Source organism: Pelotomaculum sp. PtaB.Bin117 (assembly GCF_002067195.1).
Classification (GTDB): Bacteria; Bacillota; Desulfotomaculia; order Desulfotomaculales; family Pelotomaculaceae; genus Pelotomaculum_D; species Pelotomaculum_D terephthalicicum.
This window is the reverse complement of record NZ_MVQM01000098.1, coordinates 1-15,292: the sequence shown is the minus strand read 5'-3', so window position 1 is coordinate 15,292 and position 15,292 is coordinate 1. Positions and strand designations below refer to the sequence as shown.

Sequence of the window (15,292 nt, the reverse complement as noted above, 5' to 3'; positions counted from 1 at the left end):
ATAACCTCCCTATTTTTTTATTAATATACGTCGTTCCTGATTAATCGGTGCTTGTTTCACAGATAATAAAAAAGGCCTCCCAATCCTCAAAGCCGCGTTAATTGGCTCTTTTTGACAACCTGGCTTCAAGTGAAATGCAGCGCGATAAGCATAATGGTGCTCACCAGGCAAACCAGCATTACTGCAATATCGGCGCCAAGCAAATTCAGCCGCCTGAGGTAAGTGCGCCGGGGATAAACCCTGAAGCCGCGGGCCTCCATGGACACCGCCAGTTGTTGAGCCTTGAGCATGGTCCCGTAAACCACGGGAAAAAACAAGCGCCGGTACAACGCCATCTTTTCCCTCCAGGGGACCTTCTTCAGTTCAACTCCCCGCAGTTGGACCGCGGTAACCACGTTGCTCAATTCATCCCGGAAAACCGGCAAAAAACGAAGCGCGATGGAAACCATGAAGGCCAGTTCATAAGGAACTTTCCACTGCACCAGGCCCAGGATAAAGTCCCTGGAGCTGAACGTCGTGAACAGCATGGCGGCGGCGGCAACCGTCATAATGCGCAAAACGACACAAACCCCCATGCTCAAGCCCCCGGTGGTAATCAACGGCACCGGCCCCGCGGCCAGCAGCACCTCGCCCCCCGGCGAAAAGACGCACTGGATTACCAAAAGAAACAGCATCAAGGATAAAAACGGTTTTAGATAATCCCCGATAACACTAAGCTCAAAATGAAAAATCATTAACAGCGCCACAGTAACCGCAAACACCAGGAGCAGTTGTCCCGGCGTGTTATAAAGCAAGGCCAGGCCTGAGAGGCAAACAACCATCACCATTTTGGTCCGGGGGTCAAGCTTCATAGGCAGCGTTTCCTTTCCGCCCGCTGTCCGACTGGATCCGGCCGTCTTTCAAGGCGACCACCCGTTCCGCCATTCTGCCGACAAAGGGTTCGTCATGGCTGACCAGGATCATGCCTCTGCCCAGCCGGGCAATTTTTTGCAAATAATCCGCCAGCAGCTTTTTCCGGTAAGCGTCCAGGCCGGCGGTGGGCTCGTCCAGGATCAGGAACAAAGGCTCGTTGGCCAGCACGGCGGCTATGGCCAGCCGTTGTTTTTCCCCCCGGCTCAAGTGCAGGGGAAAGACATTGCGATAGACCCCCAGTTCAAAATAATCCAGGTAGAACTGAATCCTTTCCTCCACCATTTCCGGCTTATAACCCCGGTTGGTCAAGCCGAAACCTATCTCTTCGGCCACCGTGCCGCAAAAAAGCTGCACGTCCGGATTTTGAAAAACGTAGCCGACGCGGCGGCCGATTTCCCCCAGCGAATATCCCGCCAGAGGACGGCCGTCCAGGCGGATCTGTCCCCCGGACGGCTGCAAAACCCCGATCATCAGCTTGGTCAAGGTGGTCTTGCCGCCGCCGTTCGGCCCGACGATAGCCGTTATCTCATCCCGGTCAAGCGCCAGGTCGATTTCCGTCAGCACGCGCCTGCCGCGCTTGGGATAGGAAAAAGAAACCCGGGTTAGTTCCAAGAATGCCATAACTTCTCTCCCATAAAATCCCGGTCGGCAAGAAGCGTTTCCGTCCGGCCATAACGAAGCAGCGCCCCTTTTTCCATCACCATCAACCGGTCGGCAAAATCAACCGCCTCCAGGTCGTGCTCCACGGCAATGATGGTTTTCCCCGCGCCGCGGAGTCTTTCCAGAACGGCCGCCACTTTCTTCCTGCCCGCGCTGTCAAGACTGGACATTACTTCATCCAGGAGCAGCACCGGCGGGTCAAGCGCCAGCACCGCCGCCAAAGCCACCAGGTGTTTCTCGCCGCCGGAAAGCCGGTAAGGATTCGCCTCCCTTAAAGCGGCAATCCCCAGGAGATCCAGCACATGCTCTACTCGCTCGCGGATACGGCCGGGCGGCAGACAAAGATTCTCCGGGGCAAAAGCAATTTCATCTTCCACCGTCGGCGAAAAAAGCTGCGTGTCGGGGTCCTGAAAGACCATGCCCACCTCAAGCGCCAGGCCGGCCGCCCTCAATTCCCGCACGTTCTTGCCGTTGAGCAGCACTTCCCCCGCCAGCACGCCGTCCCGGTTGTGGCGGATGGCTCCGCACAGGCAAAAACACAGGGTGCTCTTGCCGCAGCCGCTCAAGCCGGCCACTACCACTATTTCTCCCCGGCCTGCCTGAAAACTGATGTTATTTAATATGAAGGGACCGCCCGGCCGGTATTGATAAGTCAGTCCCCGCGCCACCACAGCATCCGTCAGTGAATTTCACATCCCGTCCCATTTTTGCCGCCCGCTCATAAAACGCCTCCAGCAGCCTGAATCTGGCTGCATTAATGCACATAATATAAATCCTCATCACATAATTGTCAATCCATGGCCCGTATAATCACGTTGCAACGTAGTTTATTCAAGCAAGAATCGCTGCGTCGCGCATATTGTTATATTGTTTCAAAATCTAGTCAAGACCACCCCAAAATGGGGTGGCTTGCACGAGCCCTATAAGGGCTAATTACTAGCCAGCGCCTAAATGACGCTGGCTTAAACTTCGTTCAAGCCAATGTGCACTGATTACTTGGCAGGACCCTTAAAAGGGTTCTCAAGTTCTTTCGTCGAAATTCTATCCATTATTTGATCATATTTATCTTGCTCGCGTATATACTTTGCTATGGTTTTTTCATTCAGCCCTACTATACTGACATAATATCCTTCGGCCCAGAAATGCCGGTTGCCAAATTTATATTTCAGGTTTGAGTGCCTGTCGAAAATCATCATCGCACTTTTTCCCTTCAAGTACCCCATCACCTGCGACACACTATATTTCGGCGGAATACTAAGCAACAGATGGATATGGTCAGACATCATGTGCCCCTCTACTATTTCAACACCTTTCCACTTACATAAATCTTTAATTATCTCCTTTATATCTGCCCGTAGCTCGTTGTATATTATTTTCCTTCGGTATTTAGGATGAACACTATGTGGTACTTGCACAGCCATTTAGTATGTGCTAAACTCTCTGCCATAAGCAACACCTTTCTTCTGTTTTATTGATGGCTTGAACACTCATCATTTTAACAGAAGGCAGAAAGGTGTTGCTTTGCTTAAGCATTGAATCCCACCCGCATAGCGGGCGGTTTTTTGTTCTCCTGGCTAAAATCATGCCAGGAGAACTTACTAAAGTAGAATCAACGGGGGCGGTGCAATTATTTTTAAACATATTCGTTGCGCTTACTATATCCACCGGAATTTGGTATAATAACTAATATAGCAATATTGCAATATTGCTATATAAACGAAAAGGGATGTGGACCAACTTGTCCGAAACCCGGATTAAATTAATGGACCCCAAGATAGACTTTGCCTTTAAACAGATATTTGCCGGAAATTCACAAGAGAGCAAAACTGTCTTAATAGCTCTTTTAAACGCTATCCTGGACCGGGACGAGGATGAACAAATTACGGATATTATTTACCTCAACCCTTATACTGACAAACCCTTTGATGATGCCAAACAATCAATCATGGACATTAAAGTAAAGACCGCCGAAGGCGAACTGGTGGATATTGAAATACAAATCAGAAATACGGACAACTACCGCAAACGTTCCCTTTACTACTGGTCCGCCATGTACGCCGAACAAATTGTAGCAGGCGAGTCTTACTTTGAGATCAATCCTTGCATTGTCATCAATATCCTTGATTTCAACCTGATCCGGGAAAATGAGCACTACCACAGTGTCTTTGACATCCGGGAACGCCGGCGCGGTTTCCAACTGGTGGGCGATCTGGAGATACATTACTTGCAGCTAAACAAGTTATCCGGCCAAGCTGACGCCACCGGCCTCACCACTTTGGAAGAATGGCTCATCTTTATCAAAGACGCGGCAAACATGAAAAAGCGGGGACTGATCGAAACCATTAAAAAACGGAACGAGGTGATTGCAATGGCTGAAAAAATCCTCGCCCGGGCCAGCGCGGACGAATTTGCCAGGGCAGCTTATCAACAAAGGCGCAAATGGTATCTGGACCGTGTATCCAGCGAAGAGTATTTAATCAAACAAGGAATTGAGCAAGGAGAAAAAATAAAGGCGCTGGACATTGCCAGAAAAATGCTATCATTAGATTTTACAGACGAACAAATTTCCCTCACGACCGGACTGAGCAAAGAAGAGATCGCGGCACTCCGCAAAGAATGACAGGAGCGAAACGCCGCGGCTGTGGCGCAAAAGCTGTCACGTTGCTATTTCCCTTAAATACTCCTTATATCTTCTGACCAGCCCGAAAAGGAACAGAATAATAAATAAAACCGCCCCATAGATACCCGCCTTGCTTTGCTCCTGCCGCCGTAGGGGCACGGCGTCGGCCGACATCTCGAATACGCGCCAGGGCTGGTAGCCCGATTGTTCCGGCGCAGCGGCCATGGAAACGGCAACCGCCGCATCCTTTTCCGCCAGGTAACGCCGGGCGGACTCCGGCGGCCCGGGAGGAGTCCCCCGCGTCTCACCGGCGTCGTTTGACGCAATACCCTGCCCGCCAGTATCCTGGTCCGGACCGTTCACGACGCAGGCGGCCGTCAAATTGCCGACCACAGTGGTCACGGTGATCGTGGCCGTACCCTCGCCGACAACCGTCACCAGGCCGTTTTTATCGACCGTGGCCACACCGGTGTCGCTGGAACTCCAGCGCACGGTCTTGTCCGTGGCTTCATCCGGAGCCACGGTCGCCTTCAGCCGGACCATGCTGCCGACCTTGAGGTTAACCATGTCCCGGTCGAGGGTGACCCCGGCCGGCGGCGTGCCGCCCAGCATCACCTCGATCGCATGCACCCATTTGACAGACTGGGGAGCAGTATGCTCATCGGCGTCGCTCTGACCAAACAGCAGCCTGAACCTGGTCGAGGTATCGTAAGTGCTAAAATCCGGGGCGGCGTCAAACCGTTGCCAGTTGTCCTTGTACGCTATGAGCGGCTCCACCCGGACCGCCCCGTATACCGCCTCGGGTGTGGACGAGGCGGTCTCGTAATCCCAGCCTGCAGGCAGATTAGGATAATAGAAACGGGGGGTGTCCAGCAGGAAAGACTTGTCTAAACACTGGTACCATCCCTTTTTGACGTCAGTTGAAAAAAAATAAAATTTCTGCGCGGAGTTTACGTCGATGCCGGCGTCTTCCAGCAAATCGGTCAGCTTGACCCCCGTGGCCGCGTCCACGCACACCGCCGGCAGGCTGTCGATGAAGGTATAGGCCTGCCTGACCTGCGGCAGCGCGTCCAGGTCGCTAAGCGTGTAGACCTTCTTCGTGTAATAGGGCCCGCCGAAATAGCCGACCTTAATGGTCAGCGTGTCGGCCGCCACGCCTTCAACGCCGGTGCCGCAGCCGGTGCTCGCCATGACCGGCCCGGCAACCCACAACAGGCTGAGCAGCGCGGTCAGCAGCATTACGACGACGACGGCTTTCCATGGCCCAGGTCTGAATTCGGGCCCTCTCAACTTCATTGCTTTTCACTCCAGCGCATTAAGCGCAAAATCATGGCCGCCGTTTCCGCCCGGGTGGCAGTCACTTGCGGGGCGAAGGTGTCTTCGCTCACGCCGCTTACTATGCCGCAAGACACCGCCAGGTATATTTCATTTCCCGCCCACGGCGATATATCCCCTTTATCCTTGAACTTGTCAATTATTTGCTCAGTTACACTATGAGACAGATCCGCCGTCGACTTCATTTTCAGCGCCCGGGAAATAATCACCGCCATTTGTTCCCGCGTGATGTTGTCATCGGGAGCAAAAATGTCGTCGCTATAGCCCATGATCAGTCCCGCCTTGACTGCCGCCGCCACGTAATCGTGATACCACGCCCCGGCGGGCACGTCCGCAAAAGAAATACCCGTATTCTGCCCGGCCTTGATCTTTAAAGCCGCGGTCAGCAGCTTGGCAAATTGGGCGCGGGTGATCTTTTCTTCCGGTTTGAATTCCGTGGCGGTCACCCCGTCAATTATTCCTTTTTCCGCTAAAGCTTTAATGTCGTCCCCGGCCCAGTGCCCTGCTATGTCGGCAAAATCCCTGGCTAGAGCAGGCGTTGCCGTTCCTGTGGCGATGTTATATTGAAAAGTTGCCGTGTCACTGTCTAATTTGCCGAAACCGATGGTTTTTGCCTTAATTATCAAATTGCCGTTGATCGGCACCGGCTTGTTCAGTTCCGGCCGGAAGCTGGGGTAGCTGATGTTAAATATATAGCTTCCATAATCAGGTTCGCTTCCGTCAAGGGTGTAGTACACCATGACATTATCCGCGGCCTCATCCGGCTTCCGCAGGGTTACTTTCGTACCCGGGGCAACCGTGCCGGACGGGATATCGGCGGTGGGCGCCTCCCATTGCGCCGGGGGCGCCGTCAGCACTTCAATGACTCCCCCGTTGCACATTTCCTGAATCATCACGCAATCACCGCCGGTGGGTTCATTCGGCGCCCGCTGGCCAAAACATATCCGGCCCTGGGAATCGTTCAGAGCAATGATCGTTTCCACCGGTATTTTTCCCTTCTCGCCGCGAATGGGCGGCCAATCCGCCAGATCGCCGGGATTTTCACCCTCGGGGAAATAATACCGGGGTTCTTCCAGCAACTGTTCCCTGGTGAAATCAGCGTGCACAAACCTGCCGCCGGTTGGTTTCAACCTGAGCAGAGTCGCATTGTCCTTTAAGCCGGCCACGTCTAAAATGCTTTGCAGCGACGGTCCGGTCATATCTTGAAAAACTTTCAGCGCCGGCCAGTGGTTGTACCCGGAATAAGTGTAAGTTTTCTGCGGCAGCGCCTGTAAATCAGCCATGGTAAAGGTCACTTCTTTTTCAACCCCGTCGCCTGTTACCGTCAGCGCCGCCGGTTCAGCAACCGCGCCCGCGCCCCGCGGCACGGCCATGAACAAGAAACCGGCAGCCAGGCACAGCCCCGCCATGGCGGCCAGAAATTTACGCAGCTTGAAACCCCTGCTGTTTATCATTACTCTTCACCTCGCACAAAACATTAAACGTATATCTTCAGTAAAGCGCGCCGCTCCACACGGCGTTATCGCCGCCACTCACTCCCGTACTCCGCGCCGGCGGCGCTTACTGGAGCTCCAGGCTCACGAGCCAGTTGGTAAAGCGCTGCCCGGATTTGTCGCCGCAAACAACGGCTTGCAGGCTCCCCTCCCCGCCTGCCTTGGTTGGCAATGATTTGCCATTATCCGCATAAACAATATACACATTGTCCGGCTGCAGCACTTCAGACATTTCCAGCACCTGGCTGTAGTAGTCGACCCCCCTGGTAATGATTTTTTTGTGCTTTTGGGCCAGACCGGGATCAATACTATTCAATACAGTCAGAAGCGGCGTGCCGGTAAAATCGTACTCAATGATGTTCTCGCCGCTATCGCTGCTATTGCCGCTATTATTGCCGCAATTATTGCCGCAATTGGATTGAACCATCACTTTCTTTTCAACGGCCGGTAATTTCCGGAGGTCGGCAACGGTAAAGCTGCCTAATGTGTCGGCGCCGGCTTTAATTACCACCGTTCCTTCCTGCGGGCCGCTTTCCCGGGTTAAATATGAGCAGACGGCAATAATCAGGACCAGCAGTCCAACCCCCAGGGCCAGCCACTTTTTGTTACTAATACCTTTCACTTTACTTTCATCAGCATTATTTTCAGGCATTTCGCCACCCCCTGAGCACCAATTCACGTCTCAAACAATCCCTCGCTTATCCCCGGACTCACTCCCTCTTTGAATAAGGCCTCAAAATCGCCGTTTATTTACATACCCAAAGTTCACTTATCCCACGATAAATTTTATTTTTAAATACCATTTTCTATTACTGCGCCGCGGCGGGATTGATATAAGTCAGGAATCGTTTCAAAACCGCCGCGCTTTGAGCCCGGTCGGCGTTTGTCAGCGGTGAAAAGTCCCCGCCGGGCAGGCCTTTGATGATCCCGGCCCGGACAGCCAGGGCCACATCCTCCTCCGCCCAGGGTGAAATCATTTGCCGGTCCCTGAACTGGGCCAGCTGCTGTTCCCGCCCGCCGCCGGATAAAGTCTCCTCTTTCCCGGCGGCCCGCGCCGCCCGGGTGATCATGGCCGCCATTTCCTCCCGCGTGACGCAGGCATCCGGCTTAAAGAAACCGCCGTCATAGCCCGTGATGATCTCTTCATATGCGGCGGCGGCCACACTGCCGGCATACCATTCCGTACCGGCCACGTCTTGAAACTGCCCTTCCCGTAAAACACCCTCCGGCAAATCCAGAGCCCTCACCAAAAGGGCGGCGAATTCCGCCCGGGTGATCTCGCTGCCGGGTTCATAAGTAGTCTCGCTTTTGCCGCGGACCAGCTTCCTGGCCGACATATATTCTATATCCTCCCTGGCCCAGCTTTCCTGGATATCGGTAAAAGCCACGCCATTTCCAGTTGCTGCGGCTTCCTGTCCGGAAGGTCTATCCTCAACGGCCTGTTCGGCAGCTGACTGACCGGGCTGCAACCCGTCCACTGTAAATGTAAAGGTAACAACCTCGCTGTCCCGCTTGCCCCACCCGACGGTTTTAGCTTTAACGGTGATGTCATTTTCCACTGCAATCGGCTTGTTTAAAGTCGGAACATGAAAGCTGACATTGTAGATTTTGCTTTCCAGGTCTGGTGTGCCGCCGTCGGTGGTATAATAAATTTTTACTTTTGGGTCGCCTGTCAGGACGATTTCCGAGCCTTTTTTAATCTTGCCGCCCGGCACCGCGGCTTCTTGCCGGGTATCAGGGTCGATGATTTTTACAGCCGGCGGTTCCCATTGCGCCGGGGATTCCGTCGTGACGGTAATGGTTTTCAACCTTTTGACATACTCGCAAAGAGTTTGTTCCGTCAGCGCCCGCTGGCCGAAGCACAACACCGGCGTGTCACGGTCGCTCATCTTGGCGAAATCGTCGTCATCCTCCACCCGCTGCAGGGCAATCAGCGGCTGCACCGCTTCTTTGCCGTCGGTTGACGATTCCATCAGATTGGGGTAATAGTAGCGCGGCTCGTTCAACAGTTCATCCACGGTGAAGTCGATCCGGTAACCGTCGCTGCCCAGGAAAGTAATCATCTGGGCTTCCGGCTTCATGCCGGCCTGCTCCAGCAGGGTCCGCAGCGGCACACCCTCTGCAGCCACAAATAAATTGCCGGGCCAGTCGCTGACCACTGAAAATATCTCTCTTTCCCGGCTCATCGCCTCCAGCTCGGCGCGGGTGAAAGAAACTTCCTCTGCCACCCCGTCGCCATTAATGGTAAGAACAGCGCCCGCCGCCGTTTGGTCTTCGGGACCCCCTGCTGAAGATACTGAAAATTTATACCTTTTCAACTCCGGCCGGTCCGCGCCGCCGAGGATAATGGTGTACTTGCCTTCGGCCGCCGCGGGCTCCAGTGTGAAGCCGGCCGTAAAAACACCTTTTTCCACCTGGGGCCGGCAGCTGTATACCAACTCGCCCCGTTCATCCTGAACGGTTATGGAAACTTCCTTTAGATTTTGCGCCGTTCCCTCCATTTCAACCCGGTCGCCCGGTCCGTACACGCGGTGGGAGCTGTGCGAAGTGAGATTCACCTTGACCTCCCCGTCATCCGCGTAACCGGCGCCGGACAGCAGCAAAGACACGGCCAGAACCGTCAAGACACACGCTAATAACTTGACCATCCGAAGCGGCTTCATAATGCTTCTTACTCACCTCTTCAAAGTTACTGCACAATCTTTCCGGACTTACCTTTGAAACATTTACGGTCACTGTACTTGCTTATACAGCCGCAAAATCATGGCCGCCGCCTCGGCCCGGGTGGCGGTTATTTGCGGCCCGAAAGTATCCGCGCTCAGGCCGCTTACCAGACCGCGCGATACTGCCAGCGCTATTTCCCGCCCCGCCCACGGCGAGATTTCTCCCTTGTCCGCAAACTTGTCCATTACTTGCCCGGCATCGCCGGAAGCCGCCTCCGGTGCTTTCATTTGCAAGGCCCGGGCCAGGATCACCGCCATTTGTTCCCGGGTGATGTTTTCCTCGGGAGCAAAGGCGCTGTCGGTGTAGCCCATAATTAATCCCGCCCGGACTGCCGCCGCCACGTAATCGCGATACCACGCCCCGGCCGGCACATCGGCGAAGGCAAGCGCCGCATCCTGCTCTGCTTCAATATTTAGCGCCGTGACCAGCAATTTGGCAAATTGGGCGCGGGTGATCTTTTCTTCCGGCTGGAATTCCGTCGCGGTCACCCCGTCAATAATGCCTTTATCCGCCAATGAATAGATATCGTCTTTAGCCCAGTGCCCCTCCAGATCGGTAAAATACCTGGCATGTTCAGGTTTTGCCGCTGCCGCCGCCTTGTCCCCCGCCTCAGCGGCGCTTTCCGGCTTGTTTACGTCTTCTGCCTTGTCCGCGGTTTTTTCTTCAACCGCGCCGGCTTGGGGCGTTGACCCCGTATTGTATTGATAAGTGACCACCTCGCTGTCCAACTTGCCCATGCCTATTGTTTTAGTCTTAATGACCATATTGCCGCTAATCGGGATGGGCCTGTTCAACTCGGGCTGGAAGGTGGGGTAGCTGATATTGAATATGTTGCTTCCATATGTGGGCTCGCTCCCGTCCAGGGTGTAATACACGATGGCGTGATAAGGCGTCCCGTCGCGGTGCTGCAGGGTTACTTTCTTGCCCGAAGCAACCGCGCCGGACGGAATATCGGCGGCAGGCGCCTCCCACTGCGCCAGGGGCTCGGTCGTTACTTCAATCGTTCCCCCCTCGCAGAGCCCTCCGAGCATCTGGTTCTTGCAGCAAGTCGGCTCGTTCAGCGCGCACTGGCCATAGATTATTTTGCCGTTGGACTCGTTCAGGGCGAGCATCGTTTCCACCCGCACTTTCCCTCTTTCACTGCGGGTGGGCGGCCATTTCCCCAGATTATCCTCGTCTTCCCCATCGGGGAAATAATACCTGGGTTCGTCCAGCAGCTGTGCCTTGGTAAACTCGCTATACACATCCGCGGACAGTTTGCACCTGATCATGGTGGCGTTTTCCTTTAATCCCGCCGCGTCCAGAAGGGTTTTCAACGTCGGCCCCTTCATGTCTTTAAAAATCTGCAAAGAAGGCCAGTGGTTATATCCGGAGTAAGTGTACGTTTTCTGCGGCAGCGCCTGCAGGTCGGCCAGGGTGAACTGCACCGTTTTTTCCACCCCGTCGCCCGTCACCGTCAGCGCCACCGGCTCAGCCGCGCCCGCCCCCGGCGGCGGCGCCGCGGCCAGCAGCCCGGCGATTATGCATAACCCCACGACAGCCGCCAGCAGTTTATTAAGTCTAAACCCCCTAATGTTAATCATCACTATCCACCTCACATTGTATTGGAATCAATATAAGTCAGGAACCGTCTCAAAACCGCCGCGCTTTGGGCCCGGTCGGCATAAGCCCCGGGTGAAAAGTCACCGCCGGGCAGGCCCTCGATGATCCCGGCCCGGGCAGCCATGGCCACATCCTCCGCCGCCCAGGGTGAAATCAGCTGCCGGTCCTTGAACCGGGCCAACTGCTGTTCCAGCCCGCCGCCGGATAAAGTCTCCTCCTTCCCGGCGGCGCGCGCCGCCCGGGCGAGCATGGCCGCCATTTCCTCCCGGGTGATTCGAGCGCCCGGCCTAAAGAAGCCGCCCGCGCAGCCCATGATGATCTTTTCATCCGCGGCGGCGGCCACACTGCCGGCGTACCAGTCCGCAGCGGCCACATCCTGAAACCGCCCTTCCGGCAAAACACCTTCCGGCAAGCCCAGCGCTCGCACCAGCAGGGCGGCGAACTCCGCCCGGGTGATCTCGCTGCCGGGTTCATAGGTGGTATCGCTTTTGCCGTGGATCAGTTTCCTGGCCGCCAAAAATTCAATATCCTCCCTGGCCCAGCTGTCCTGAATATCGGTAAAGGCCGTACCTTTTTCAGCGGCCGGCGCTTCTTGCCCGGCAGGTTTGTCCTCAACAACTTGTTCATCAGTTGACTGGTCAGGCTGCGTATCGTCCACCGTGAAAGTAAATGCAACAACCTCGCTGTCCCTTTTGCCGTATCCGACGGCTTTAGCCTTGACCGTGGTGTCCGTCTGCACCACGATCGGCTCGGCCTGGCCCGCCAGCGGCCCGCAGCCGTGGGCGTTGTAGATCTCGCTGTCGAGGTCCGGCGCGCTGCCGTCGGTGGTGTAATAAATCTTTGTTTTCGGGTCGCCCGCCAGGGCGATTTGCGCGCCGCGCTTTACCGCGCCGCCCGGCGTGGCCGCTTTTTGCCGGGTGGCCGGGTCGATGATTTGCGCCGTCGGCCCGGCCCACTGCCCCGGAGCATCAGTGGTTACGGTGATGGTTTGCAGGATCTTGACGAAACTCAAGAGGGTTTGCTCAGTCCGCGCCCGCTGGCCGATGCACAGCACCGGCGTGTCCTGCTCGCTCACCTGGCTGAAATCAGTGGACCTCTCCGCCCGCTCCAGCGCTATTAGCGGCTCGACCTCCGTCTTGTCGGGGAATATGTAGCGTTTTGTTTTCAACAACTCATCGATCATGAATTCGGCCTTGTACCCGTCGCTGCCCGTAAAGGTAATCATCCGGGCTTCCGGCTTCACTCCGGCCTGCGCCAGCAAGGCCCGCAGCGGCACCCCCGCCGCGGCCACCGTTAAATCCGCGGGGAAGTCGTTCGTCGCGGAAAACACCGCCCTTTCCTGCTCCATCGCCGCCAGTTCGGCCCGGGTAAAGACAATTTCCCGCGGCACCCCGTCGCCCGTGATATAAAGCAGGCCTATTTTCTGCGTTACCTGCGCGTCCGCATAGCCGCCGGCCTGGACGGCGACGGCGTAATCCCCGGACGTCCGGAACACACTTTTATCGATGGTGATTTTGCCGGCGTCTATGACGTATTTCCCGGCCTCCAGCGCCGCGCCGTCCACGCTGACCCCGCTGATCGCCCCCCGCCAGGACGCGTCGTCCGCGAAGGTCAGCTCCACCGGCTTCCTGATCACGTTCTGCGCCGCGTCAGCCGCCAGGGCGGGCGCCTCTTTCAGCCCGCCCGCGGACAACAGCGTGTCGCCGGCGGCCTCCGCCGCCCCGGCCGGCTGCGCGAAGCCATGGCTTAACAGCATGGCCAAGGCGATCACCGCCGGGAACAGGGCGCGCAATATCTTGTTTTCAAGGCTGAGCAAAAACATCTCCCCCCCAAGAAATAATTTGATGACGCATGCCGGCCATGCCTATAGACCAGTTATGTTGATGGAATATTTAACGTAACAGTTGCAATGTTTTGCCCCAGGTCGAGATTATTGTGTTAGTATGCTTTGAGCAGGCGCTGGAATCAATTATTGAATCAACTGAAGTGTAATTTAGATGATGGATCCAGGCTAGAAATGCAATATTTAACATTAATAGCTCAATAGTATTAATAACCACATCTTTACAATACAGAGTATAAAACAACATGGCATAAATGTCAATTAGCAGTATTGTTGTTTAATATTGTTTGGTTGATTAATGTCCTGTAATTGCGTTATTTCAGCCTATAACCCAGTTGGGGTTAATCCCAAAAACATAACATAAAAACGTTCGGCATATTGATAAACAAGATAAACATACTAATGCGTACCTTGTGTCAGACTTGCGAAATCTATATGACAAGAGCTTACTATAATCCGCCGGAATTTGGTATAATAATTAATATAGCAGTATAAACTGAGAGGGATGTGGCCGGACGTGTCCGAAACCCGGATTGAACTGATGGATCCCAAGATAGACTTTGCCTTTAAACAGATATTCGCCGGAAATTCACGAGAGAGCAAAACCGTCTTGACGGCCTTTTAAACGCCATCCTCGACCGGGACGAGGATGAACAAATTACAGATATTATTTACCTCAACCCTTATACCGACAAACCTTTTGAAGACGCCAAACAATCAATCATGGACATCAAGGTGAAGACCGCCGAAGGCGAACTGGTGGACATTGAAATACAAATCAGAAACACGGACAACTACCGCAAACGTTCCCTCTACTACTGGTCCGCCATGTACGCCGAGCAAATTGTAGCGGGCGAGTCTTATTTTGAACTCAATCCCTGCATCGTCATTAATATCCTTGACTTCAACCTGATCCGTGAAAATGAGCACTACCACAGTGTCTTTGACATCCGGGAACGCCGGTGCGGTTTCCAACTGGTGGGCGATCTGGAGATACATTACCTGGAATTAAACAAGCTATCCGGCCACCCTGACGCCACCGGCCTGACCACTTTGGAAGAATGGCTCATCTTTATCAAAGACGCGGCAAACACGGAAAAGCGGGAACTAATCGAAACTATTAAAAAACGGAACGAGGTGATTGCGATGGCCGAAAAAATCCTAGCCCGGGCCAGCGCGGACGAATTCGCCAGGGCGGCTTATCAACAAAGACGCAAATGGTATCTGGACCGGGTATCCGGCGAAAAGTATTTAATCAAACAGGGGATTGAACAGGGAATCAAACAGGGGATTGAACAGGGAGGGAAGATAAAGGCGCTGGACATTGCCGGAAAAATGTTATCATTAAGTTTTACAGACGAACAAATTTCCCTATCAACCGGACTGAGCGAAGAAGAAATTGCGGCTCTCCGCAAAGAATGAACCCGGATAAAGCCCGCTGCACCAACACAGCGGGCTTTATCAATTATAAAGGGGAGTGTAACAGCCGGTTCAATCAACAATAATAAATTTTGTCTTTAGGATACTTGAAACAATTTAATCTTATCTTTTTTAAATCCGGGTATTATTGAATACAACAAATCTTCGAGCAAAGTGTAATTCATCACATCTGGCCGGCTGAGCATGATTAAAAATTGTTCCAGGCTCAGATAATCAAAGCTCTCAGGCTTGGCGGCATAGATTTTATGATGCTTGGTCTTGCCGACATCCTCCGCCTCGGTAAGTATTTCTTCATGCAATTTTTCGCCGGGTCTGATCCCGGTAAAACAAATATCGATGTCTTTCCCCGGCTCAAGGCCGGACAGTATGATCATACTATCCGCCAAATCCAAAATTTTTACCGGTTCTCCCATATCCAGCGCGAATATCTCTCCGCCCCGGGCGATGGCGCCGGCCTGAATAACCAACTGCACAGCCTCCGGGATAGTCATGAAGAAACGGGTCATCTCGGGGTGGGTCACTGTTACCGGCCCGCCTTCGGCAATCTGTTTGCGGAAAAGAGGGACCACGCTGCCGCGGCTGCCTAAAACGTTGCCGAAACGGACCGCCGCGAACCGGGTGTCACTGGTTTTCGATATTCTTTGCACCACCATCTCCGCCACC

The 15,292-nt window shown here is 54.2% G+C and carries 12 protein-coding genes and 1 pseudogene; 2 read left to right on the top strand and 11 right to left on the bottom strand.

The genetic code is table 11. From position 1 onward, the window contains the following. Window positions 1-125 precede the first annotated feature (125 nt). The 4 genes and pseudogenes from A4E54_RS06505 to tnpA all read right to left on the bottom strand — a co-directional run bounded on the left by A4E54_RS06505 (window position 126) and on the right by tnpA (window position 3,019). Complete coding sequence (locus tag A4E54_RS06505) at window positions 126-851, bottom strand: energy-coupling factor transporter transmembrane component T family protein (protein WP_240082488.1); 726 nt, start codon at window positions 849-851, stop codon at window positions 126-128. Continuing rightward, entirely contained in the window at window positions 841-1,533 is a 693-nt protein-coding gene (locus A4E54_RS06500; protein WP_240082489.1) for an energy-coupling factor ABC transporter ATP-binding protein, read from the bottom strand. Before A4E54_RS06500 ends, A4E54_RS06505 begins: the two co-directional genes overlap by 11 nt. Then, window positions 1,515-2,240, bottom strand: coding sequence for an energy-coupling factor ABC transporter ATP-binding protein (locus A4E54_RS06495; protein WP_240082490.1), 726 nt, complete (start codon window positions 2,238-2,240; stop codon window positions 1,515-1,517). The genes A4E54_RS06500 and A4E54_RS06495 overlap by 19 nt, the downstream gene beginning before the upstream one ends. Before the next feature lie 324 nt (window positions 2,241-2,564). Further along, window positions 2,565-3,019: pseudogene (gene tnpA, locus A4E54_RS06490) on the bottom strand (IS200/IS605 family transposase). 291 nt (window positions 3,020-3,310) lie between these two features. On the opposite strand from tnpA, the gene A4E54_RS06485 reads away from it, so the two are divergent. After that, window positions 3,311-4,192 carry an Rpn family recombination-promoting nuclease/putative transposase gene (locus A4E54_RS06485; protein WP_240082491.1) on the top strand — a complete coding sequence of 294 codons (882 nt, stop codon included), beginning with the start codon at window positions 3,311-3,313 and terminating at the stop codon, window positions 4,190-4,192. A gap of 36 nt (window positions 4,193-4,228) precedes the next feature. On the opposite strand, the gene A4E54_RS06480 is transcribed toward A4E54_RS06485, so the two are convergent. The 6 genes from A4E54_RS06480 to A4E54_RS06455 all read right to left on the bottom strand — a co-directional run bounded on the left by A4E54_RS06480 (window position 4,229) and on the right by A4E54_RS06455 (window position 13,162). Further along, on the bottom strand, window positions 4,229-5,347 hold the full coding sequence (locus A4E54_RS06480) for an Ig-like domain-containing protein (RefSeq protein WP_286725147.1): 1,119 nt from the start codon (window positions 5,345-5,347) through the stop codon (window positions 4,229-4,231). A gap of 137 nt (window positions 5,348-5,484) precedes the next feature. Further along, window positions 5,485-6,981, bottom strand: coding sequence for an S-layer homology domain-containing protein (locus A4E54_RS06475; RefSeq protein ID WP_240082493.1), 1,497 nt, complete (start codon window positions 6,979-6,981; stop codon window positions 5,485-5,487). A gap of 106 nt (window positions 6,982-7,087) precedes the next feature. Beyond that, window positions 7,088-7,672 carry a molybdopterin-dependent oxidoreductase gene (locus A4E54_RS06470; protein WP_240082494.1) on the bottom strand — a complete coding sequence of 195 codons (585 nt, stop codon included), beginning with the start codon at window positions 7,670-7,672 and terminating at the stop codon, window positions 7,088-7,090. A gap of 157 nt (window positions 7,673-7,829) precedes the next feature. Beyond that, window positions 7,830-9,683 (bottom strand): S-layer homology domain-containing protein, encoded by a 1,854-nt coding sequence (locus tag A4E54_RS06465; protein ID WP_240082495.1) that lies wholly within the window; start codon window positions 9,681-9,683, stop codon window positions 7,830-7,832. A gap of 69 nt (window positions 9,684-9,752) precedes the next feature. Beyond that, entirely contained in the window at window positions 9,753-11,327 is a 1,575-nt protein-coding gene (locus A4E54_RS06460; RefSeq protein ID WP_240082496.1) for an S-layer homology domain-containing protein, read from the bottom strand. A gap of 11 nt (window positions 11,328-11,338) precedes the next feature. Then, window positions 11,339-13,162 carry an S-layer homology domain-containing protein gene (locus A4E54_RS06455; RefSeq protein ID WP_240082497.1) on the bottom strand — a complete coding sequence of 608 codons (1,824 nt, stop codon included), beginning with the start codon at window positions 13,160-13,162 and terminating at the stop codon, window positions 11,339-11,341. A gap of 603 nt (window positions 13,163-13,765) precedes the next feature. Here A4E54_RS06455 and A4E54_RS06450 point away from each other — a divergent pair. Continuing rightward, window positions 13,766-14,611, top strand: a complete 846-nt coding sequence (locus tag A4E54_RS06450) for an Rpn family recombination-promoting nuclease/putative transposase (RefSeq protein WP_286725160.1) — start codon at window positions 13,766-13,768, stop codon at window positions 14,609-14,611. A gap of 95 nt (window positions 14,612-14,706) precedes the next feature. Here the strand turns inward: A4E54_RS06450 and A4E54_RS06445 are convergent. After that, window positions 14,707-15,292, bottom strand: a 586-nt coding sequence (locus A4E54_RS06445; RefSeq protein ID WP_286725141.1) for a polysaccharide biosynthesis protein, incomplete at its 5' end; no start/stop codon positions are given.

Bases quoted from the DNA above. Each gene is read 5' to 3' on its own strand.
- A4E54_RS06505 (WP_240082488.1), bottom strand. From the start codon at position 851: ATGAAGCTTGACCCCCGGACCAAAATGGTGATGGTTGTTTGCCTCTCA.
- A4E54_RS06500 (WP_240082489.1), bottom strand. From the start codon at position 1,533: ATGGCATTCTTGGAACTAACCCGGGTTTCTTTTTCCTATCCCAAGCGC.
- A4E54_RS06475 (WP_240082493.1), bottom strand. From the start codon at position 6,981: ATGATAAACAGCAGGGGTTTCAAGCTGCGTAAATTTCTGGCCGCCATG.
- A4E54_RS06470 (WP_240082494.1), bottom strand. From the start codon at position 7,672: ATGCCTGAAAATAATGCTGATGAAAGTAAAGTGAAAGGTATTAGTAAC.
- A4E54_RS06465 (WP_240082495.1), bottom strand. From the start codon at position 9,683: ATGAAGCCGCTTCGGATGGTCAAGTTATTAGCGTGTGTCTTGACGGTT.
- A4E54_RS06460 (WP_240082496.1), bottom strand. From the start codon at position 11,327: ATGATTAACATTAGGGGGTTTAGACTTAATAAACTGCTGGCGGCTGTC.